Below are 20,493 nucleotides of genomic sequence, written 5' to 3'. Positions count from 1 at the left end.
TGTGCTTCATCATATGAGGACATATAACCCTTGGTGATTGACCTATTTGGATTAAATGCATTTGATGCTCGCAAGTAATGGATGGCATGTTTCCGCAATCTTTGTTTGACGGAAGTGAAATACGTGTATGAACACGGGTGAACGATGCGATGAGAATGTGAATGAATATGAATGAACAACAGAAGGACAACCAAATATGAGGAGGAATTATAGTGAACATTTATGACAAAGCCAATGATTTGGCCAAAGCACTGAGAGAAAGCAGCGAGGTAGAAGAAATTACTTCTGCGATGAAGCTGATTGAAGTAGACCCGGAAGCAAAGGCCATGCTGGATAACTTCCGTGATCAACAGATGGAATTGCAACAGCGTATGATGAGTGGGGATATGCCTGCTCCGGACGAGATGGAGAAAATGGAGAAGCTGTTTGAAGTACTAAGCCTGAACCTGAACATCCGTCGTCTGTTTGACGCTGAACGTCGCCTGAGTGTCATTATTGAAGACGTGAACAAAATTATTGCAGACAGTCTGGGTCATCTTTACGGTGGCGCTGAAGCCTAAACTTAAACCTTGTCCCGTTTTTTTGCCTGAACCTTTCATATTGGCTCCTTATCGTTCATAGACTAGACATATAGAGTCGATCAAGAACGAAGGAGCTGTGAATGGTGAAAAGGTTGAAGAAAGCAAAACATGTGATCTATCTGCTTATCGCGTTGTCGATGCTGGTCATTGCGTTGCCGCGGATTTCCTTTGCTGGTGGAATGGACTGGGTTAATATTTTTGGCATCGTATGGGTGCTGTTCTCGTTATTAATCGTTGGTGCACATCTGCATTTTATTCTTGGTGTAGATGAAGAGAAGAAGCGTGCACTGGAAGCTGTTCGACGGGCAAAGCTGCGGCAGTGGGAGATGAAATTGGTGGACAAGCAGGAGCAGAGCAAGTCTGTATAAGGTTTGAATCACATGTGACATGGTGATAGAGATGGTTTTATCTGTTGAAGTAAGGCCGGATTCCCTTTTGTATGAAGGGGCCGGTCTTTTTTTGTATACCTTTAATTCGATATTCCGATTATTGTGATCTATTTAGTGTGGTGCTTTAGGAGAAAGGCGCGAGGAGTGGGGTTATTTTCCTAAGGTCGTGTTATAATAGATACAGAATAGTACAGATGCATCTTCGGGGGTGGTACAGATGGACGGACAGGAAGAAAACGTGACGAAGCACGAGCAGCTGCTTCAACATATTGAACAACTGAAGGTAGGCAGTAAAATATCGGTGCGCGGACTGGCACGGGAGCTGGGTGTAAGCGAAGGAACGGCATATCGTGCGGTAAAAGAGGCAGAGAACTTCGGCCTGGTCGTGACCAAGGAACGAATTGGAACGGTGCGGATCGAGAAAAGACCTCGCGGCATGACCGAGCAGCTGACTTTTGCCGATGTGGTAACCATTGTCGAAGGTCATGTGCTGGGTGGAAGTGACGGTCTGTCCAAGCCGCTTCACAAGTATGTGATCGGTGCAATGAAAGAGCAGGCCATGGCCCGGTACATTGACGCGGGAAGTCTGTTGATTGTCGGGAACCGGGACAACGCACATTCCCTTGCCCTTGAACAGGGCGCCGGTGTGTTAATTACAGGCGGCTTTGGTACAAGCCGTGAAGTGAGAGTGATGGCGGATGAGCTGGGTCTGCCCATTATTTCCTCCAGACATGATACGTTTACGGTGGCTTCAATGATTAACCGTGCGATCTTCGATCGACTGATTAAGAAAAAAATCATGCTGGTTGAGGACATTATTGGTCAGAAACCCCGCCTTCAGGTGCTTAAGGTAACCAGTTCAGCCGCGGATTTTCACCTGCTGGTTTCTGAGACGGGAGAACATCGCTTCCCGGTAGTAGATGAATGGAACCGGGTAATCGGCATTGTGAGCCTGAAAGATGTAAGCGAGTTAAGAGAGGATCAGAGTATTGAGAAGTGTGTTGTACGCCGCCCGATCACAGCTTCGCTGCAAACCTCACTGGCTTCGGCAGCACAGATCATGACGTGGGAGGGCATTGACTTCCTGCCGATTGTGGATCGGAACCGTAAACTGATTGCATCCGTCACACGTAAGGAAGTACTGCAGGCGATGCGTGATGCACAGAAGCAGCCTCAGCTTGGAGAGACGTTTGATCATCTGATCTGGAACGGGTTCGCCGAGGAACGCGGAGAGCAGAACGAATTATTTTTCCACGGATTTATCATTCCTCAGATGGCGACAGACCTCGGAACCATCTCGGAAGGCGTTCTGCTGAATGTGATGACACAGGCGGGACGGCGCGCAGCCTGGGATGTCACAGGAAATGATCATGTGGTGGATAATGTAACAACGTATTTTGTTCGGCCGGTACAGATTGAAGATCAGATTCTCGTTCGTCCCATTATTTTGGAGACGAGTCGTCGGACTTGTAAAATGGATATTGTCATCACCCGTGATGGGAATGTGGTATGCAAAGCGGTGATGACGCTGCAATCCATTGACCATGCATAGTAAGGCGAGTGATCCAGAGTTCGGAAAATATCATGAGTTCAGAAAAAAGAGAGTATCCCCTGATCGAATCAGCGCACTGAACCCCGAAATGAATGTGGCTCAGGCTTGTTCGATTGATGAGGAATACTCTCTTTTTGATGCGACGACATCCCGCTAAATGTATTAGGCAGATTGTCCGGATGTTTTGCCAGTTCCATTGTCTGAACGTTGCTGCATGCGGGCGTAGTAACTGCGGTTGCGTAACCCAGCGAATAGATTGTACGCCCCCATAATCAGAAATAGCGCTTCCACAACGACAGATAACGTAGAACCGGTAAAGACAAACATCAGGATCAGGGCAAGAATAACCAGCATGCTGCCCATCCAGATGTTGGTCCATGAACGATAAAGACCTGTAGCGATGGGATCTGTGGTCCTGCGTGAACGAATGCTGTTCAGAGCTGAGCAGACCATAGCAAGGGCAAAGATGGCGATCAGGGCATATTTGAGTACATCGATGAACACAAAGACGCAGCTCCTTTTCTGGAAAGCATTTACTGCCCTTATTGTACCATGCAGGCAGAGGGCAAGGGCAGTTTTTTTCTGGAGCTGTCATCTGCTTTCTATGCAGGAACGTGCATCCGAATCTGAACCCAAACTTGCAGCACACCTTCCATCACCAGCATCGTTTTCACCTGAACGGTATACTCTTTTTCTCTGACCTCGTACACTTTTTGGTTCAGCATAATGCGTGTCATTTTACTGTACTCGTCGATGTTGAAGACGTCGCGGCCGCGAAGAACTTCAAGTTCATCCCCCAGTTTCTGCAGCATCACTTTCAGGGAGGCCTCGTCCGGTCCCTTGTCAGAATCTTCTGCGCGCACCTTGATTTCCTTAATGACGGTTTGGCGTTTACTATATTTTTTCAGCGTTTTAATATCCTCCTCATTCTGATGCAACTGAAGCTGCAACTCCTGATTGTTGAGCCACAACTCGTTGTAACTCAGGTGAAATACACCGTTGTACACGACACAACCGGCGATCATTCCCAGAACAAAGACAGCAGTCATGCGCATAAGCGGGCGGTAACGTTCAAAAGGCGGGATTCTCATGGGCGCTGTCCTGGAGTCATGTTAACCCCGTCCTCCACCGCAAACCCATTTCACCAGCTCAGTACCCATGTGGGCGCCCATAAATGCGGATATCAAGTACAGAATTTGTTTGACTGCCGGAGACAGATTGCCGTCCAGCACGTTGCTTTCGATCACCCGCATCGGATCGATTGTACCGCCGACGGCCGCTGCGAGCGCCCAAATTTTAATTTTCCCGGCGACATCAAGCATCGTCTGTGTCGGAGGCTGGAGAGAGACCACCGCTCCTATACCTCCAATCATCGCGCCGCCCAGCACGATCCCAAACGCAATGAAGAAATCAAGAATAGCTTTGGACAAAAATGTGCTCATCCGGCAACACCCCTTTCAGACCCAGCAGCACACCTCCTGTCTTCGGTCCGGAACAGGGGGAGCGGCTTGTACTTCTATTGTATGGGCGTGCCCCCGAACGTTATGATAAAATAGAATAATAAAACACTCTTCATTAGAATGAATACTTATATTTCATTCATTTCATTTATAACAGCATTTTGCATCAATACAGAAATCGACTTTCGGTTTGAACCCGAAGGATGAAAAATACGGATAGAAGAAGATAGTACAGCAACCACCTGTTGCAAGGCATTTGCTGCGACTGTCCATGGCGAAAGGAAGAAAAAACATGAGTTCTTTTGTGCATTTGCACGTTCACAGTGAATATAGTTTGCTGGACGGCGCTGCGCGTATACCGGATCTCGTGAATAAGGCCGCGGATCTCGGAATGACTACGCTGGCATTGACCGACCACGGTGTAATGTATGGTGCCATCCCTTTCTATAAAGCCTGCATTGAGCGGGGAATTAAGCCGATCATTGGATGTGAGGCTTATATGACCGCCGGGTCTCGCAAAGAGCGGGGAAGCCGCAAGGATCAGCCGATCCATCATCTGATTTTATTGGCCAAAAATATGACGGGTTATCGCAATCTGATGAAACTATGCTCCATCGGACATTTGGAAGGCTTCCATTACAAGCCACGTATTGATATGGAGAGTCTGGCCGCCCATCATGAGGGGATCATCTGTCTAAGTGCTTGTCTGGGAGGAGAAGTTCCCCAGCATCTGCTGCATGGCCGAGAGGAAGAGGCAAAACGTGCGGCTCTCCGTTACAAAAACATTTTTGGTGCCGATTTCTATCTGGAGCTGCAGGATCACGGGCTATCTGAACAAAAAAGAGTCAACCCCCAGCTGATTCGTCTGGCAGCAGAGCTTGATATTCCATTGGTGGCAACCAATGATGCGCACTATCTGTCGGAAGAGGACGCCGAGCTTCAGGATGTGTTGATCTGTATCGGAACAGGAAAAACGGTAGATGATGAGACTCGACTGCGCATCGGAACCAATCAGCTTTATCTCAAGAGTGAACAAGAAATGGCGCGTTTGTTCCCCCATGTGCCCGAAGCATTGGAGAATACGGTTCGCATCGCGGAGTCGTGTGAATTGCAGCTGGAATTCGGCAAATCGATTTTGCCGGAGTACAGACCGCTTCCAGAAGGGAAAAGCCCTTCTGCATATCTGCGCCAGTTGTGCGAAGAGGGAATGGAGAAGCGCTATACTGAAACATCGCGCTGGACGGACACGGAGCTCAGAGCCGAACTTGAACAGCGGCTGGATTATGAGCTCCAGGTTATAGACAGTATGGGATTCTCGGATTATTTCCTGATCGTATGGGATTTTATCGCTTATTCTCACCAGCAGGGAATTGTCACCGGGCCGGGTCGTGGCTCCTCTGCAGGTAGTCTGGTTGCCTATACTTTGCGTATTACAGACGTTGATCCGATGAAATATAACCTGCTCTTCGAGCGGTTTCTGAATCCGGAACGGATATCCATGCCGGATATTGATATTGACTTCAGTGATGAACGGCGGGATGAAGTCATTGAATATGTTGCAAAAAAATACGGCAAAGCCCATGTCGCCCAAATTATCACTTTTGGTACGATGGCTGCCCGTGCAGCCGTTCGGGACGTCGGACGTGCACTAAATGTGCCTTACGGCGAGGTGGACAAGGCAGCGAAGCTGATTCCTGCACAGCTCGGCATTAACATTCAGCGGGCCATGGAAGGCACACCTGAACTGAAGGCTCTATATGAGACCAAGCCCAAAACACGTGAATTGCTCGATATGGCGATGAAGGTGGAAGGCATGCCGCGTCATGCCTCCACGCATGCGGCGGGGGTCGTCATCTCCCGTGATCCGCTGACGGATGCCGTTCCGCTTCAGGAGGGCAGTGAGGGAACGGCCTTAACGCAGTATTCCATGGAAAACCTGGAGTCCATTGGACTGCTCAAAATGGACTTCCTTGGTCTACGCACCCTTTCAATTATTGAGCGCTGTCTGCGCTGGATTGGTGAACATGGCGAGATTCCGGATTTTCGTCATATTGCGGACGACGATGCACTCACGTATGAGATGCTTGGTCGAGGCGACACGATGGGGATATTCCAGTTGGAATCCGCAGGGGTGCGTCGAGTCCTGAAGGAGCTGAAGCCAAGTGTATTTGAAGATATTATTTCCGTACTGGCCTTGTATCGCCCGGGCCCGATGGAATTCATATCCAAATATATTCAGGGCAAACATGGACAGATCGAAGTGGATTACCCCCATGCGGATCTGGAGTCCATCCTTAAGGATACGTACGGCATCATTGTATATCAGGAACAAATTATGCAGATTGCTTCCCGGATGGCGGGCTTCTCTCTCGGTGAAGCGGATTTGCTCCGCAGAGCGGTTTCCAAGAAGAAGCGGGAAGTACTGGATCTCGAACGAGGACATTTTGTTCAGGGCAGTCTCAAGCAAGGATACAGCGAAGCGGAGGCAGATCTGGTCTATGACATGATCGTCAAGTTTGCCAATTATGGTTTCCCTCGTGCCCATGCCGCGGCGTATGGGGTGCTGGCTTTCCAGACGGCTTATCTGAAGGCGCATTATCCTGTTCATTTTATGGCCTCCATGTTAACAGCCGTTATGGGCAGTCACCGCAAAGTGGCAGAGTACGTTGTGGAATGTCGGCGTATGGACATTAATGTGCTTCCGCCGGATGTGAATGAAAGTGGCATTCTGTTTACACCTGTGCTTGCATCATCCAGCAGCACGGAGGCTGGGCAAGCAGCGGAAACCCAACATGTAGGAGAAGAACATGGTGAGGACGGTACAGCAGGTCCGACTATCGAACATGCCGTACATGATGATGATCATTATTCGGGACATGCAGAATACGGTGAAGCACCTTTGCCGGATGATCCGGGTCCCGTACCCGATGAAGACGGTGGTGCATATGGGTGGCAGGCAGAGACGGCTATGCCAGAGCATTCCGAGGATCGAACAGGTTCGGGTGTGATGACGGTTTCTACAGCAGAACGTCTGCATGGGACTGGGGAAGAGGAGTCATCGCTCACTGAAGAGCGTGGAATGTCTGCTGTACAGGCGCAAGATGGGTCAACGGATCAAAATTCGGATGCAGGTAAAGCAACCGGGGCGATACGTTTCGGTCTGGCTGCGGTAAAAAATGTAGGTACCCAGGCGATGGAGAGTATCATGATTGTACGGCAGGAAAGACCGTTCGACAGTTTGCTCGATTTTTGTCGACGTGTCGATTTGCGTGTATGCAACAAACGTGTGATTGAATCGCTTATTCAGGCTGGAGCCTTTGACACATTACCCGGACACCGTGCGCAGTTACTAGCGATGCTGGATGAGACCGTGGAAGCGGCTCTGAAATGGCGCAAGGAACGTGAGGATCTGCAAATTCAGTTATTTGATTTTGTCGAGACGCCGAACTGGGAGATTGAATATCCTGAAATCCCGCCTTATTCAGGGAGTCAGCAGTTGGAACTGGAGCGTGAGTTGTTAGGTTTGTATCTATCTGGTCACCCATTGGATGACTACGAAGATGTGCTCGAATCCAGCGGCGCAGATCGCATTATGGAGCTGACGGAAGCGGCTGACGATACGATGGCCGTCGCAGCCGGGATGGTTGTGTCTGTGAAGTCGATTACGACGAAACAGGGCAAGGCTATGGCGTTCATGGAGCTGGAAGACCAGATCGAACGCTGTGAAGTGGTTCTCTTTCCCGAAGTATGGCGGCGCAGCCAGCAGCATGTCGGGAAAGGTGAACTGCTCGTCGTGCGTGCCAAGGTGCAGCAGCAGGACGAAGGGTTTAAGCTGCTGGCTGAGGAAGTGGCGCCGCTGTCACCGGCGGCACTGGAACAGCAGCTGCGCAGCCGCGAACGGCGCGGTAAGCCCGGCAGCGGCAGTGCTTCGCGCCCGGCGGCTTTGCCTCGGCAGGCGGCCGGCGCGGGGGCCGGAGCACAGCGCAGCAGCGCAGGCGTGAATGCTGGAGCTGCGCACAGCAGCGGAAGCCAGGGCCCGGCAGCGACGCACAGCGCTGCGGTTGGGCCAGGGGCGGCGGCCCATGCCAATGGGGCCGCTTCCGTGGCTCGTCGGCCCGCTGAGGCCGCTGGCGGCACGGAGCAGAGCCGTGGCCCTCGGGTTGTAGAGCAGCGGGTGTTCGTGAAGATCACCCCGCAGGCGGAGAAGCCAGAGCTTCTGGCCCGACTCAAGCAGCTGCTTCAGCAGCATTCAGGTCCGGTGGCGACGGTGCTCTTCTATGAGCAGCAGCAGAAGCTGCTCGCATTGAGTGATGCCTATCGCATTAAACCTTCGCCCACTTTGTTCTCCGAAATGGAGCAAATGCTGGGCGAGGGAACGGTCAAAATTAAATAAGAGGTTGTCCTGCAAGTGATGTATTTTCGGCTTTGCCCATGAATCTGCGACACGCTCTTATTCCTAATGATGTAACCTGTTCGGCCAACTGCCGAGCAGGTTTTTTTGTGTTTATTTTACCAATTACATCAGGTATGCAGGCGAATAAGATAATGAACGAAAGAATGTAATATATAAATATTTTTACATAATTTATAGGATAATTAGACTGTAATAGTGAATGCGCATTCCGCATTTTTTATGAACATTTTGCGAGTTTGCCGCATACACTTGAGAACACCGAAGGACCTGGGGGTTCTCGGGGGAGCGATGCGGGAGGTCGAGATATGTCATATGAAATCGTAGAAGCCATGCTGGCCCGGCGGGGTGTACAGATTGATGCAATCGCGGAAATTGTATATCGTCTGCAAAAAGGGTACCACCCGGAACTGACTATGGATGACTGTGTCACCAGTGTAAAATCAGTACTGCAGAAACGTGAGGTGCAATATACGTTGTACACAGGTATAGCCCTCGACGAGCTTGCTGAGAAACGCCTTTTGCCGCAACCTTTGCAGGCAATTATGGAGGCGGATGAATCCCTGTATGGAGTGGACGAGACTCTTGCTCTTGGCATTACCCATGTGTATGGTATGATCGGTTTAACCAGTTTTGGTTATCTGGATAAAGAAAAGATTGGTGTCATTCATGACCTGAACGAAGCAGGACCTGCTATACATGTTTTTCTGGACGACCTGGTTGCCGGGTTAGCCGCAGCAGCTTCTGCCCGAATTGCTCACAAAAATATTAAAGCCAAGAAATATCCATCGGATATCTGATTCCCTTCATTTGTGTTTTCATTTATTTTAGTATTTGCTTTCTTTTCTTTTGTTCGTTGACTTGAAGGTCTTCCGGGGGCGGCTAATGCTGCCCTGAGAGGCCTGAAATTCCTTTTTTGAGAAGGAAAGTCCTAGGAACATCGCATCAACCATATCGGTTATCCTCGCGGGACAAATGTCCCTCTAGTTCTCGTTTTCTCCCCAAAGGTCCCGAACCCTTCCTTGCAGAAAAAAAGTGAGGTATGTTATCATTAGTCCAATATACGGGCTCTGAACATTAGCTTAGGGGGCGGACATGGCATGTGGACGGTGATTTACATTGCACCGACAGCAAAGGTTGCGGACAAGATTAAGACCAAGCTTTCGGAAGAAGGTTTTCTGGTACAGACCCGTCCCATCAGTTTATCCAAGCAGCAATTTGAGATTCGCGTCCCTTCAGGGGAATTGGAAGAGGTTCAGGAAGTGCTGAATTCGATTCTGCATTCCTGATTCATTCGATATCAGACGTGCCTTGGCAGATGTAGAAGTACCAATGGTACATAAGGGACTGACCGCGCAAGCGGAAAGAGGAATCGACTTGCATGTATTGTATGCTGCTGTCCTTCCTTCTTTTTTTGTTAGGACAAGGACCGACCAGATTGCTTACAGAGACCCTACCAAGACAGATTCAAACATCAGCGCAACAATCTTTCGGTTATTGCAGGTAACATCAATCGTGCTGACAGAAGCCGCTGATCCTTGCCTTATACCGGCGGATTTTTTTGTTGTGAATGCTGGACAAGGCCCATGGCAGCGTATGGGTCGTAAGCGGTTTACCGCAGCGCGCGGATGAAGTTGCTACATGCAACGGACTGCAGGTTGCGGCCATCAAATCAACGGCTGGAGAGGTGTAGTTGTGTTCAAAGATATATTCCAGAAAAAACGGAAGTACGCTACCATACCTTCCGAGCGTGCGCTTCGTGGCGAAGGTCAGGAAGCTGGAGAACGTCCAAAACGTGAAATACCTGAAGGGCTTATGAACAAGTGCAGCAAATGCGGCACGATTCAATATAGCAAGGAATTGGAGAAAAACCTGAAAGTATGTCCGGCTTGCGGTTATCATATGCGTTTGAACGCAATGGAACGTATTGCCATGGTTCTAGATGAGCAAGGGTTTGTGGAGCATGACGCTGATATGATATCGGTTAATCCGCTTGACTTCCCTGGATATAGTAACAAACTGGAGCAACAGCGCCTGAAGTCAGGCTTGAAGGAAGCTGTCATTACAGGTGAGGGAACCATAGAAGGTTTGCCTGTAGTTGTTGCTGTTATGAGCTTCGACTTCTTTACAGGCAGTATGGGCTCGGTTGTAGGGGAGAAAATTACCCGTGCGATTGAGCTTGCAACAGAAAAACGTTTGCCTCTGATCATTTTCTCAACTTCCGGGGGAGCCCGGATGCAGGAAAGTATTCTTAGCCTTATGCAAATGGCCAAAACAAGTGCGGCTTTGTCCCGTTTGGATGAACAGGGCGGCTTGTATATTTCGGTCATTACGGATCCGACGACAGGCGGAGTTTCAGCCAGTTTTGCGAGCCTTGGTGATATCAATATTGCCGAGCCGGGAGCTGTATTTGGCTTTGCCGGCAGAATCGTCATTGAGCAGACGATCCGTCAGAAACTGCCTGACGATTTCCAGACGGCAGAATTTAATATGCAGCACGGTCAGCTGGACTTGGTGGTCCATCGGAAGGAACTTCGAGCCACCCTTGGCAAGCTTCTAGATATGCATAGTGAAAAAGGAGGGGTCTGAATGGCGGGTGAGTTGCCATATGAAGCGCCTCTGGTTGAGATGCGCAAAAAGATCGAAGAGCTCGTACAGTTTGGACAGGAAAAAGGCATTGACTTCACCGACGAAATTGCCCGCCTGGAAGAACGTTATCATAGACTTGAAGAAGAGATTTATTCTGGTATAACGGCCGCACAGAAAATGCATCTGGCGCGGCATCAGCAGCGTCCGACGGCACTGGATCTGATCCAGCTGATCTTTACGGATTTCATTGAGTTGCACGGCGACCGCATGTTTGGAGACGATCTGGCGGTTATTGGCGGACTCGCGAAGCTGAACGGACAAACCGTAACGGTCATCGGCCAACAGCGGGGGAAAGATACGAAGGATAATATCGCCCGCTTTTTTGGGAGCGCACATCCGGAAGGATTCCGAAAAGGGCTGCGTCTGATGAAGCAAGCAAACAAATTTGGTCGTCCAATTATTACATTCGTTGATACTAAAGGGGCTTATCCGGGTAATACTGCTGAAGAGAGAGGTCAATCGGAAGCTATTGCCCGTAACCTGCTGGAAATGGCGAAGCTCTCGGTGCCTGTTATTGTGGTGGTCATCGGCGAAGGCGGAAGCGGCGGGGCCCTTGCTATGGCTGTAGGTAATCGTGTGTTGATGCTGGAGCATGCGATTTACTCTGCGATCTCTCCGAATGGTGCTGCATCCATTCTTTGGAAAGATGCATCCAAGGCAGATCAGGCGGCCGAAGCGATGAAAATAACGGCCAAAGACCTTCTGGAGATGGAGGTCATTGAAGAAATAATTCCCGAGCCACGCGGTGGTGCTCATAAGGATTATGAAGAATCTGCGGCTGCGATCAGCGAGGCTTTGATTCGCCATCTGGATGAGATGAAAGGCTGGAGCGGTGACCAATTGAAGCAGGATCGGTATGAGAAATTCCGTAAAATTGGATCAGTCACGTTTGAACCTGAAGTGCAGATTGAAGCCACTCAAGTGCCTGTTGAAGTCGATACAGCGGGTAATTTGTCGGGAAATGCTGAATGATATGACGAATTTCCTATACAAACGAGCAAAAGTATAGTAAATTTAATAGTTGGAAAAAGAAAAAGAGATAAAAAAGATAGACCTTTAAAATCGGAGGAAACCCAAAATGCGCAAAACAAAGATTGTATGTACGATTGGTCCATCCAGTGAATCATTGGAGAACACCAAAAAATTGATTATGGCCGGTATGAATGTGGCCCGTTTGAACTTCTCCCACGGTGATTTCGATGAGCACGGCGGACGGATCACAGCAATTCGCCAAGCATGCGAAGAGCTGAACAAGACAGTAGCGATCTTGCTGGACACCAAAGGACCGGAAATTCGGACAGGTAAACTCGAAGTGGAGCCAATTGAACTGGTTCAAGACGAGTACATCACTTTGACAACAGAAGAAATTCTGGGCACCAAAGAACGTCTCTCCATTACGTATACAGATCTTCCGAGTGATGTTGAACCGGGATCTACAATTCTGATCGACGACGGTCTGATCGGACTGACTGTGGTGGAAGTGCAAGGCACCGAGATCAAATGCCGTATCGTTAACGGCGGTACAATCAAAAGCAAAAAAGGTGTTAACGTTCCAGGCGTTGCCATTTCTCTGCCGGGTATTACCGAAAAAGATGCCAACGATATCGTCTTCGGTATCGAGCAAGGTGTCGATTTCATCGCGGCTTCTTTTGTTCGTAAAGCAAGTGACGTTCTTGAGATTCGTGAATTGCTTGAGAAACACAATGCCGGACATATCCAAATCATCTCCAAAATTGAGAACCAACAAGGTGTGGACAATCTGGATGAAATCCTTGAAGTGTCCGATGGCCTGATGGTTGCTCGTGGAGACCTGGGTGTAGAGATTCCTGCGGAAGAAGTACCATTGGTACAAAAACGCATGATCGAAAAATGTAACGTTGCAGGCAAACCGGTTATCACAGCTACACAAATGCTGGATTCCATGCAGCGCAACCCACGTCCAACACGTGCAGAAGCAAGTGACGTAGCCAATGCGATCTTCGACGGTACAGATGCGATCATGTTGTCTGGTGAGACAGCTGCGGGTAAATACCCAGTTGAATCCGTTCTGACGATGTCCCGTATTGCCGAAAAAGCAGAATCCGCTCTTCCTTACCAAGAGCTGTATCTGAAACAACGTGTTGCTCAACAAACAACAGTTACTGAAGCAATCAGCCAATCTGTTGCCCTGTCAGCTCAAGATCTGAACGCTAAAGCGATCATTACTTCGACTGAATCCGGTCATACAGCACGCATGATTTCTAAATATCGTCCAGAATCTCCAATCATCGCGGTGACAACGGAAGACAGAACTTCCCGTCGCCTTTGCTTGGCTTGGGGTGTAACACCAGTCAAAGGAAGACTTGTTGATTCCACTGACGCTTTGTTTGAAAATGCAATTGAAGGCGGCGTGAAGTCCGGACTTGTAAAAGAAGGAGACCTGGTTGTCATTACAGCGGGTGTACCTTTGGGTCGTTCCGGTTCCACCAACCTGATCAAAGTAAGCCAAATTCCAAACAACGCATAATTGTTCGGAAGAGAGGCAACAGGATAAAGCAATGGGGCGTTTGCGTCCCGTTGCTTTTTTTCCATCTTTATGACACTTTATTGCCGCTGAATACGTAAGGATTGGTATATCGAAGGAGGCCGATAACATGCAACAACAAAGCAATGGCGATTGGTACACGGCACGCCTTCGCGTGCGTTATCAAGAAAGTGATCAGATGGGTGTGGTCTATCACGCCAATTATTTGAATTGGTTTGAAATCGGTCGAACCGAGATGATTCGCCAAATGGGGTATACATATCGTAAAATGGAGGAACGGGGGTTACTGCTTCCGGTAACCGGACTGGATGTGAAATATCATAAACCTGCCCGGTATGATGATGAAATCATCATTTTCACCCGTATTGCTGCATTTAGCGGTCTGCGACTGAACTATGAGTATGACATAAGGCGCACAACTGCAGACCTTAATGAGCAGATAGGCATCGGGCAACGAGTATGGTCATCGGATGAGTCCCTTCCTGGTGAACGATTGGTTACAGGCTCTACCCAGCATGTATGGGTCAATGGGGACTGGAAGCCAGTCCGGCTGGATAAGGCAGCTTCTGAGCTCTACAGCGCACTTGAGAAAGTGTGGCTTTCAGGAAAGGGGTAATACGTAAATGCGAAGATGGATGTGGGCCTTGCTCTTAATCATTCCGGTGATTGAACTGTTTGGTTTCATTCTTATGAGTGACTGGATTGGAGCCGGAAAGACATTGCTTCTTATGATTCTCACGTCCTTGATCGGTATAGCAATGTTGCAGTTTGAAGGACGAAAAGTACTTATCGATGCCAAATCCGAGATGGAGCGCGGTAAGGTGCCCGGACGAAAAATGGTAGATGGCCTTTTTATATTTGTCGGTGGTTTCCTGCTGCTGATTCCCGGATTTATCACAGATCTGATCGGATTTACGCTGTTGTTTCCCATAACACGTTCAGTGTATCGTCTGTTCTTCCTGGGATGGCTGGAGAAAAAAATGAGAAACGGAAGTATTAAGTTTTATCGCGGTCCGAAACAATAGGCTATACCAGAAAAAAACAGTTAAAGAAAGGCACCCACCACCAGATTCAGTCTGATGAGAGGTGCCTTTTTGTATCGTGATTATATGCGGATGCCGATGTCAGAAAACAGAAATCATGAATTCATCGGACACGTCCATTAATAATGTATGTTCGGAGATCCCGGAATACATTCGCTCGATTGAATGCATCAAGGATGACAAGACTGACAGGGCCAATGATCAAACCGAGTACACCGAACAGCTTCAGTCCGACAAACATGCCAACCAATGTGGCGAGAGGGTCCAGGCCGACGCTGCTGGCAAGAACTTTGGGTTCAATGATTTGGCGGGCAATCAGCACAATGAGATATACAATGCTGATGCCTATCCCTAGATACAAGTCACCATTCATAAGCAGATATGCCGCCCAAGGAACCATCACCAGGCCAACACCGAGATAAGGAAGCAGATCCACCAGACCGATAAGCAAAGCGATCGTGAAGGCAGACTTAACTTGTAGCACAAGCAATCCGATCATGACAAATAATGCGGTGATGGAGATCATGATCAACTGGGCCCGTGCATAACCAAACAGTGCTTTTTTCAGATCATTCCATATGTCGCTAATCGGCTTGCGAACGGAAGAGGGCACCCAGCCCGATACGGTAATACTATGTCTGTTCCAACTTTTGCTGATAAAGAAAGCTGACAATAGAACAACAATAAGTACTGCTCCCATATTGGGAAGGGAAGTGAGCAGGCTCAGGATCATGTTGAAGAATCCGGTGACCAGATCCGTTACAGCTGTACCTACCGTTTCGGTTGTTTTGCTAATATTGCTGTTAATGGTCTCCTGATAGTTGGGATTTTCCTTGTAAAATTCATTGATCTGCCCGATTAAACTCTGAATCGTGTCATTCTGGGTCCAGCGGACAAACGTAGCCTTAATCTCATCGACATGAAGGTCGAAGCTCGTCGTTAGTGAAATGACTTCTTTCACCATACGGGTTACAGCTGCGGACAATACGACTACAATGGCCCCGAAATAAATGATTAGTGACAAGGTCACCGCCAACCAGCGAGGGAATCGGGCCTTGTATTGAAGCAACTTCACCAAAGGGTTCATCGCATAAGCAATAATCCAGGCAATGGCAAAAGGGTATAACAGCGGGAACAGCAAATATATGGCCACGGCAATGAGAATGGCCGCGATAATCACCCATATGCCGCGCAGCAGGCGTTTCATTATGATTCTATCCAAGCATCAACTCTCCTTATTCCATTTCAAGCACCCATGAAGGAAGCACAGGAAGCTATCTAGTTAATATAGAGCAAAACCAGTGACTTGAAACGCCAGGATGTCGTCGGTTTAGTTCTTTTCTTTTGCCTAGAGTATGCCTGATATTCACAAAATATAGCAATAGAAACTTGATTAATAGCATGGATTTATATAAAAAGAATAAAATGTCAACCTTGTTTTTGTAAAGGTTTTCAAAAATGCTTTATCGGTCTGATAAAGAAGTTTGATGTGCGGATGACCCCGCATCATGTTCACATAAACGACAAAATCCAGTATGATGAGAGAAGGAAATACCGATTGACAGATATGAAAACCGGTATTGAGGTATTTATTAATTTTAAAATGTAAATGGTTACAAAAGAAGGACGAGTGCGTTTGAGGCACGTAGATGACACTCTGGATGGGTTCTTGATTTCGTTTATTAAAGGAGAGATGTAATATGACAGCTACCAAAGGTCTGGAAGGCATCGTTGCAACAACCTCTTCGATCAGCTCCATTGTAGACGGTGTGCTAACATACCGTGGTTACGATATTGACGATCTGGCTGAACATGCAAGCTTTGAAGAAGTTGCCTATTTGCTGTGGTTTGGTAAATTGCCAACTACGGATGAACTGAAATCCCTTCGCAAAAGCCTGAGCGATTACGCGCCGATTCCGAGCGAGTTGATTGCACAAATCCAATTGTATCCGAAAAACATGAGTACCATGGCAGCACTGCGTTCCGCAGTATCCGCATTGGCTCTCTATGATGAGCAGGCTGACGAGATGACAGCGGAAGCGAATGAGAACAAAGCGGTTAAGCTGCAAGCGCAATTGCCAACTATTGTGGCAGCCATAGCTCGTATCCGTCAGGGCAAGGAACCTGTGGCTCCAAAAGAAGGCGCTTCCATCGCAGAAAACTTTTTATATATGATGACTGGAGAACAACCGACCGAGACCGCTGTTAAAGCTCTTGATCAGGCGCTTGTTCTACATGCTGATCACGAATTGAATGCATCTACATTTGCTGCGCGTGTAACTGTAGCTACGCTTTCTGACATCTATTCAGGTGTAACTTCAGCGATTGGTGCATTGAAGGGGCCATTGCATGGCGGTGCTAACGAAGCCGTTATGAAAATGCTGATTGAGATTGGTACGCCTGAACGTCTCGAAGCGGCAATTCAGGAAAAACTGAACAACCGTGAGAAGATCATGGGATTCGGACACCGTGTATACAAAAATGGAGACCCACGTGCCAAACATCTGCAAAAGATGTCCAAGGAACTGGGAGAAATGAACAACGATACACGCTTGTATGATATGTCAGTGAAGATCGAAGAGCTGGTGACAGGACAAAAAGGCTTGAAGCCAAATGTAGATTTCTATTCAGCTTCCGTATATACCCAATTGGGTATTGAAGAGGTACTGTTCACACCGATCTTTGCGATTAGCCGGGTATCAGGCTGGACTGCTCATATTCTGGAGCAACTCGCAGATAACCGTATTATTCGCCCGCGTGCCGAGTACACAGGTCCAACAGATCAGAAGTACGTTTCGATTGAACTTCGCTAATGCTGTCAAAACCAGTATAATAAACAAGGATGGGGTGAAGGGTTGAAACCTGTCGGCTAAAAACGGGCCGCATGTTCATAACCCTTCCTCCAATTAAGACAAGCGGTGTGTTATCATACTGCACATACGAATCTCAAGGAGGAATTATACGAATGAAATTAGAAAAATTTGCTCATCCAACTGAAGGCGAAAAAATTCAAATTGATAACGGTACACTGCAAGTACCTAATAACCCAATCATTCCATTCATCGAAGGTGACGGTACAGGCCGTGACATCTGGAAAGCTTCCAAGCGCGTATTGGATGCAGCTGTTGAAAAAGCATATGACGGCAGCAAGAAGATCGCATGGTATGAAGTGTTTGCTGGCGAGAAAGCATTCGATACATACGGGGAGTGGCTGCCAAACGACACGCTTGAAGCCATTCGCGAGTATATCGTAGCCATCAAAGGACCACTGACTACGCCAATCGGTGGCGGAATTCGTTCCCTGAATGTCGCACTTCGTCAAGAACTGGATCTGTACACATGCCTGCGTCCTGTCCGTTACTTCGATGGTGTACCTTCTCCGGTTAAACGTCCTGAACTGGTAGACATGGTCATTTTCCGTGAAAATACAGAAGATATCTACGCTGGTATTGAATATGCAGAAGGTTCCGAAGAAGTGAAAAAAGTGATCCAGTTCCTGCAGCAGGAGATGGGTGCAAACAAAATCCGTTTCCCTGAAACTTCCGGTATTGGTATCAAGCCAGTTTCCTCTGAAGGTTCCAAACGTTTGGTACGTGCAGCAGTGCAGTATGCCATCGATCACAACCGTAAGAGCGTTACATTGGTACACAAAGGCAATATCATGAAATTTACTGAAGGTGCCTTCAAAAACTGGGGTTATGAAGTTGCTGAAGAAGAGTTCGCTGACAAAGTGTTCACTTGGGCACAATACGATGTCATCAAGGAAAAAGACGGCACAGATGCAGCAAATGCTGCTCAAAAAGCAGCTGAAGATGCTGGCAAAATCATCGTGAAAGATGCGATTGCCGATATCGCTCTGCAACAAGTATTGACTCGTCCAGGCGAATTCGATGTTATCGCAACGTTGAACCTGAACGGTGACTATCTGTCCGATGCACTGGCTGCACAAGTTGGCGGAATTGGTATCGCTCCAGGAGCGAACATCAACTATGTAACAGGACATGCTATCTTCGAAGCTACTCACGGTACTGCACCTAAGTATGCTGACAAAGATGTCGTGAACCCAGGTTCCGTTATCCTGTCCGGCGTTATGTTGCTTGAGCACTTGGGATGGCAAGAAGCAGCTAACCTGATCTACAAAGGTATGGAAACATCCATCAACAACAAAACAGTTACTTATGACTTTGCACGTCTGATGGACGGCGCTACTGAAGTGAAATGTTCTGAATTTGCTGATCAAATCATTAAAAACCTGTAAGGGGAGATGTGAATCGTGACTATTCAGCGCAAAAAAATCACAGTAGTCGGCGCCGGATTTACCGGAGCTACAACGGCTTTGATGCTTGCCCAAAAAGAACTCGGGGATGTTGTTCTGGTTGATATTCCTCAATTGGAAAACCCGACGAAAGGTAAAGCGCTCGATATGATGGAAGCGAGTCCTGTTCAGGGCTTCGACAGCAATATCGTTGGTACTTCCAACTACGAGGATACTGCAGGTTCGGAGATTGTTATTATTACGGCAGGTATTGCCCGTAAACCGGGTATGAGCCGTGATGATCTGGTCAACACGAATGCAGGAATCGTGAAGTCTGTTTGTGAAAATGTGAAAAAATATTGCCCTGATTCCATCGTCATTATTCTAAGCAACCCGGTGGATGCAATGACATATGCGGCTTATCAGACGCTTGGTTTCCCTAAAAACCGTGTAATCGGTCAGTCGGGTGTTCTGGATACTGCACGTTATTGCACATTCATTGCACAAGAGCTGAATGTATCGGTTGAAGATGTCCGCGGATTCGTTCTTGGCGGCCACGGAGACGATATGGTACCACTCGTTCGTTATTCCAGCGTTGGTGGTATTCCAATCGACACTCTCATCCCGGCAGATCGCATCGAATCCATCGTACAACGCACACGTGTTGGCGGCGGTGAGATCGTAAACCTGCTTGGAAACGGCAGCGCATATTATGCACCGGCAGCTTCTTTGGTGCAAATGACCGAAGCCATTTTGAAAGACAAAAAACGAATTATTCCGGTTATTGCTTACCTCGAAGGGGAATATGGCTACAATGATTTGTTCCTTGGCGTGCCAACCATTCTGGGTGGTAACGGAATTGAAAAAATCTTTGAACTGGAACTGACTGCTGAAGAAAAAGCGGGACTCGACAAATCTGCTGATTCCGTTCGTAACGTCATTTCAGTAGTAAACCTGTAAGTTTGAATACTTTTTGACAGAAATACACAGAAAACCTTCGGATTATCCGGAGGTTTTCTTTTCTTTGGATAAGTTCCCCAGTATAATGAGATGTGATGTATAACACACTGAACTGAAATTTTTGAGGAGGATGGACATTTTGACTATGATTATGTATTTGCTTCATATTATTGGAGCACTGGCGATGGGATTCTATCTGGTCTTGCCTTTCGTGGTTGGCAAAATCCGTACCCTGAGTACAGCGGCCCAGGAAGGGGCATTTGCATCACTCCGTTCATTGAATCGTATTGCGCAGTATGGACTGGTGATTCAACTTCTTACGGGTGGTTACTTGATGACCAAAGGTGAATATTCCTATCTCTGGATGGGCGTAGTTGTCGTTCTGCTGCTCGCGATTGCAGCCATTGGTGGGATTATGGGCAAACCGCTTCGTTTGGCAGCAGAGGCTGTGAAAAGCAAGCGTGACGTTAGTGCAGAGCAAAGCAAGATTCGTACGTTCAGCACATTACTTGCCATCTTCCTGCTTATTATGGTGTATCTGATGGTTAACAATCAGGTTATCTAAGAACAGCTGCGAACGAATTTTAATTGCTTGCTGAACTTCTTGCTGAACTTAAAGCGTTTGCACTTCATAACGCTGGACAAGCCGAATTAGAAAGTAAGGTATTG

At 47.9% G+C, this 20,493-nt stretch carries 21 protein-coding genes; 17 read left to right on the top strand and 4 right to left on the bottom strand.

What is annotated here, in order from left to right:
* Positions 1-212: 212 nt before the first annotated feature.
* From QP794_RS01300 to QP794_RS01285, 4 genes are all read left to right on the top strand, one after another.
* The gene (locus QP794_RS01300) at positions 213-560 is read left to right on the top strand and encodes a YlbF/YmcA family competence regulator (RefSeq protein WP_024629123.1); all 348 of its coding nucleotides are present in this window, start codon (positions 213-215) and stop codon (positions 558-560) included.
* Positions 561-661: 101 nt separating this feature from the next.
* Complete coding sequence (locus QP794_RS01295; protein WP_029880748.1) at positions 662-949, top strand: hypothetical protein; 288 nt, start codon at positions 662-664, stop codon at positions 947-949.
* A 238-nt stretch (positions 950-1,187) separates the two neighbouring features.
* Positions 1,188-2,522: a DRTGG domain-containing protein gene (locus QP794_RS01290; RefSeq protein WP_024629125.1), complete on the top strand. Its 1,335-nt coding sequence runs from the start codon at positions 1,188-1,190 to the stop codon at positions 2,520-2,522.
* Positions 2,515-2,679, top strand: coding sequence for a hypothetical protein (locus QP794_RS01285; protein ID WP_285074569.1), 165 nt, complete (start codon positions 2,515-2,517; stop codon positions 2,677-2,679). The genes QP794_RS01290 and QP794_RS01285 overlap by 8 nt, the downstream gene beginning before the upstream one ends.
* Before the next feature lie 5 nt (positions 2,680-2,684).
* Here the strand turns inward: QP794_RS01285 and QP794_RS01280 are convergent, their stop codons facing one another.
* The 3 genes from QP794_RS01280 to QP794_RS01270 form a co-directional block, all read right to left on the bottom strand.
* Entirely contained in the window at positions 2,685-3,026 is a 342-nt protein-coding gene (locus QP794_RS01280; protein WP_024629126.1) for a YtpI family protein, read from the bottom strand.
* Positions 3,027-3,124: 98 nt separating this feature from the next.
* Positions 3,125-3,613 (bottom strand): sporulation membrane protein YtrI, encoded by a 489-nt coding sequence (locus QP794_RS01275; RefSeq protein ID WP_024629127.1) that lies wholly within the window; start codon positions 3,611-3,613, stop codon positions 3,125-3,127.
* 21 nt (positions 3,614-3,634) lie between these two features.
* Complete coding sequence (locus QP794_RS01270; protein WP_024629128.1) at positions 3,635-3,964, bottom strand: YtrH family sporulation protein; 330 nt, start codon at positions 3,962-3,964, stop codon at positions 3,635-3,637.
* A gap of 310 nt (positions 3,965-4,274) precedes the next feature.
* Between QP794_RS01270 and QP794_RS01265 the strand changes: the two genes are divergently transcribed.
* The 9 genes from QP794_RS01265 to QP794_RS01225 all read left to right on the top strand — a co-directional run bounded on the left by QP794_RS01265 (position 4,275) and on the right by QP794_RS01225 (position 14,591).
* Positions 4,275-8,375, top strand: a complete 4,101-nt coding sequence (locus QP794_RS01265; RefSeq protein WP_285074568.1) for a DNA polymerase III subunit alpha — start codon at positions 4,275-4,277, stop codon at positions 8,373-8,375.
* 326 nt (positions 8,376-8,701) lie between these two features.
* Complete coding sequence (locus QP794_RS01260) at positions 8,702-9,193, top strand: phosphatidylglycerophosphatase A family protein (RefSeq protein WP_024629130.1); 492 nt, start codon at positions 8,702-8,704, stop codon at positions 9,191-9,193.
* Between the two features lie 300 nt (positions 9,194-9,493).
* On the top strand, positions 9,494-9,682 hold the full coding sequence (locus QP794_RS01255) for a hypothetical protein (protein ID WP_017689496.1): 189 nt from the start codon (positions 9,494-9,496) through the stop codon (positions 9,680-9,682).
* 281 nt (positions 9,683-9,963) lie between these two features.
* On the top strand, positions 9,964-10,086 hold the full coding sequence (locus tag QP794_RS01250) for a hypothetical protein (RefSeq protein ID WP_285074567.1): 123 nt from the start codon (positions 9,964-9,966) through the stop codon (positions 10,084-10,086).
* A 2-nt stretch (positions 10,087-10,088) separates the two neighbouring features.
* Positions 10,089-10,982 carry an acetyl-CoA carboxylase, carboxyltransferase subunit beta gene (gene accD / locus QP794_RS01245; protein WP_024629132.1) on the top strand — a complete coding sequence of 298 codons (894 nt, stop codon included), beginning with the start codon at positions 10,089-10,091 and terminating at the stop codon, positions 10,980-10,982.
* Positions 10,983-12,014, top strand: a complete 1,032-nt coding sequence (locus tag QP794_RS01240; protein WP_285074566.1) for an acetyl-CoA carboxylase carboxyltransferase subunit alpha — start codon at positions 10,983-10,985, stop codon at positions 12,012-12,014.
* 106 nt (positions 12,015-12,120) lie between these two features.
* Positions 12,121-13,548, top strand: coding sequence for a pyruvate kinase (pyk, locus tag QP794_RS01235; protein ID WP_024629134.1), 1,428 nt, complete (start codon positions 12,121-12,123; stop codon positions 13,546-13,548).
* Between the two features lie 127 nt (positions 13,549-13,675).
* On the top strand, positions 13,676-14,182 hold the full coding sequence (locus QP794_RS01230) for an acyl-CoA thioesterase (RefSeq protein ID WP_285074565.1): 507 nt from the start codon (positions 13,676-13,678) through the stop codon (positions 14,180-14,182).
* Between the two features lie 7 nt (positions 14,183-14,189).
* Entirely contained in the window at positions 14,190-14,591 is a 402-nt protein-coding gene (locus tag QP794_RS01225) for an FxsA family protein (protein ID WP_024629136.1), read from the top strand.
* Positions 14,592-14,712: 121 nt separating this feature from the next.
* Here the strand turns inward: QP794_RS01225 and ytvI are convergent, their stop codons facing one another.
* Positions 14,713-15,831 carry a sporulation integral membrane protein YtvI gene (gene ytvI / locus QP794_RS01220; protein WP_285074564.1) on the bottom strand — a complete coding sequence of 373 codons (1,119 nt, stop codon included), beginning with the start codon at positions 15,829-15,831 and terminating at the stop codon, positions 14,713-14,715.
* Positions 15,832-16,309: 478 nt separating this feature from the next.
* Here ytvI and citZ point away from each other — a divergent pair, with 478 nt between their 5' ends.
* The 4 genes from citZ to QP794_RS01200 all read left to right on the top strand — a co-directional run bounded on the left by citZ (position 16,310) and on the right by QP794_RS01200 (position 20,389).
* Positions 16,310-17,422, top strand: coding sequence for a citrate synthase (gene citZ / locus QP794_RS01215; RefSeq protein WP_079345921.1), 1,113 nt, complete (start codon positions 16,310-16,312; stop codon positions 17,420-17,422).
* Positions 17,423-17,574: 152 nt separating this feature from the next.
* Positions 17,575-18,867: an NADP-dependent isocitrate dehydrogenase gene (gene icd, locus QP794_RS01210; RefSeq protein ID WP_024629139.1), complete on the top strand. Its 1,293-nt coding sequence runs from the start codon at positions 17,575-17,577 to the stop codon at positions 18,865-18,867.
* Positions 18,868-18,882: 15 nt separating this feature from the next.
* Positions 18,883-19,824, top strand: coding sequence for a malate dehydrogenase (gene mdh / locus QP794_RS01205; protein ID WP_024629140.1), 942 nt, complete (start codon positions 18,883-18,885; stop codon positions 19,822-19,824).
* Positions 19,825-19,963: 139 nt separating this feature from the next.
* Entirely contained in the window at positions 19,964-20,389 is a 426-nt protein-coding gene (locus tag QP794_RS01200; RefSeq protein WP_024629141.1) for a hypothetical protein, read from the top strand.
* The last annotated feature ends 104 nt before the right edge of the window (positions 20,390-20,493 follow it).

Origin of the sequence: Paenibacillus sp. UMB7766-LJ446, from assembly GCF_030226665.1 — a bacterium.
Taxonomy (GTDB): Bacteria; Bacillota; Bacilli; order Paenibacillales; family Paenibacillaceae; genus Paenibacillus; species Paenibacillus vandeheii.
The sequence above is the reverse complement of the archived record's forward strand: the minus strand, read 5'-3'. Positions and strand labels throughout refer to the sequence as shown.

Coding starts and splice junctions, on each gene's coding strand:
- QP794_RS01255 (WP_017689496.1), top strand. CDS start 9,494: ATGTGGACGGTGATTTACATTGCACCGACAGCAAAGGTTGCGGACAAG.
- QP794_RS01285 (WP_285074569.1), top strand. CDS start 2,515: ATGCATAGTAAGGCGAGTGATCCAGAGTTCGGAAAATATCATGAGTTC.
- QP794_RS01265 (WP_285074568.1), top strand. CDS start 4,275: ATGAGTTCTTTTGTGCATTTGCACGTTCACAGTGAATATAGTTTGCTG.
- QP794_RS01275 (WP_024629127.1), bottom strand. CDS start 3,613: ATGAGAATCCCGCCTTTTGAACGTTACCGCCCGCTTATGCGCATGACT.
- pyk (WP_024629134.1), top strand. CDS start 12,121: ATGCGCAAAACAAAGATTGTATGTACGATTGGTCCATCCAGTGAATCA.
- QP794_RS01290 (WP_024629125.1), top strand. CDS start 1,188: ATGGACGGACAGGAAGAAAACGTGACGAAGCACGAGCAGCTGCTTCAA.
- QP794_RS01225 (WP_024629136.1), top strand. CDS start 14,190: ATGCGAAGATGGATGTGGGCCTTGCTCTTAATCATTCCGGTGATTGAA.
- QP794_RS01230 (WP_285074565.1), top strand. CDS start 13,676: ATGCAACAACAAAGCAATGGCGATTGGTACACGGCACGCCTTCGCGTG.
- QP794_RS01260 (WP_024629130.1), top strand. CDS start 8,702: ATGTCATATGAAATCGTAGAAGCCATGCTGGCCCGGCGGGGTGTACAG.
- QP794_RS01250 (WP_285074567.1), top strand. CDS start 9,964: ATGCTGGACAAGGCCCATGGCAGCGTATGGGTCGTAAGCGGTTTACCG.
- citZ (WP_079345921.1), top strand. CDS start 16,310: ATGACAGCTACCAAAGGTCTGGAAGGCATCGTTGCAACAACCTCTTCG.
- icd (WP_024629139.1), top strand. CDS start 17,575: ATGAAATTAGAAAAATTTGCTCATCCAACTGAAGGCGAAAAAATTCAA.
- QP794_RS01270 (WP_024629128.1), bottom strand. CDS start 3,964: ATGAGCACATTTTTGTCCAAAGCTATTCTTGATTTCTTCATTGCGTTT.
- QP794_RS01240 (WP_285074566.1), top strand. CDS start 10,983: ATGGCGGGTGAGTTGCCATATGAAGCGCCTCTGGTTGAGATGCGCAAA.
- QP794_RS01295 (WP_029880748.1), top strand. CDS start 662: ATGGTGAAAAGGTTGAAGAAAGCAAAACATGTGATCTATCTGCTTATC.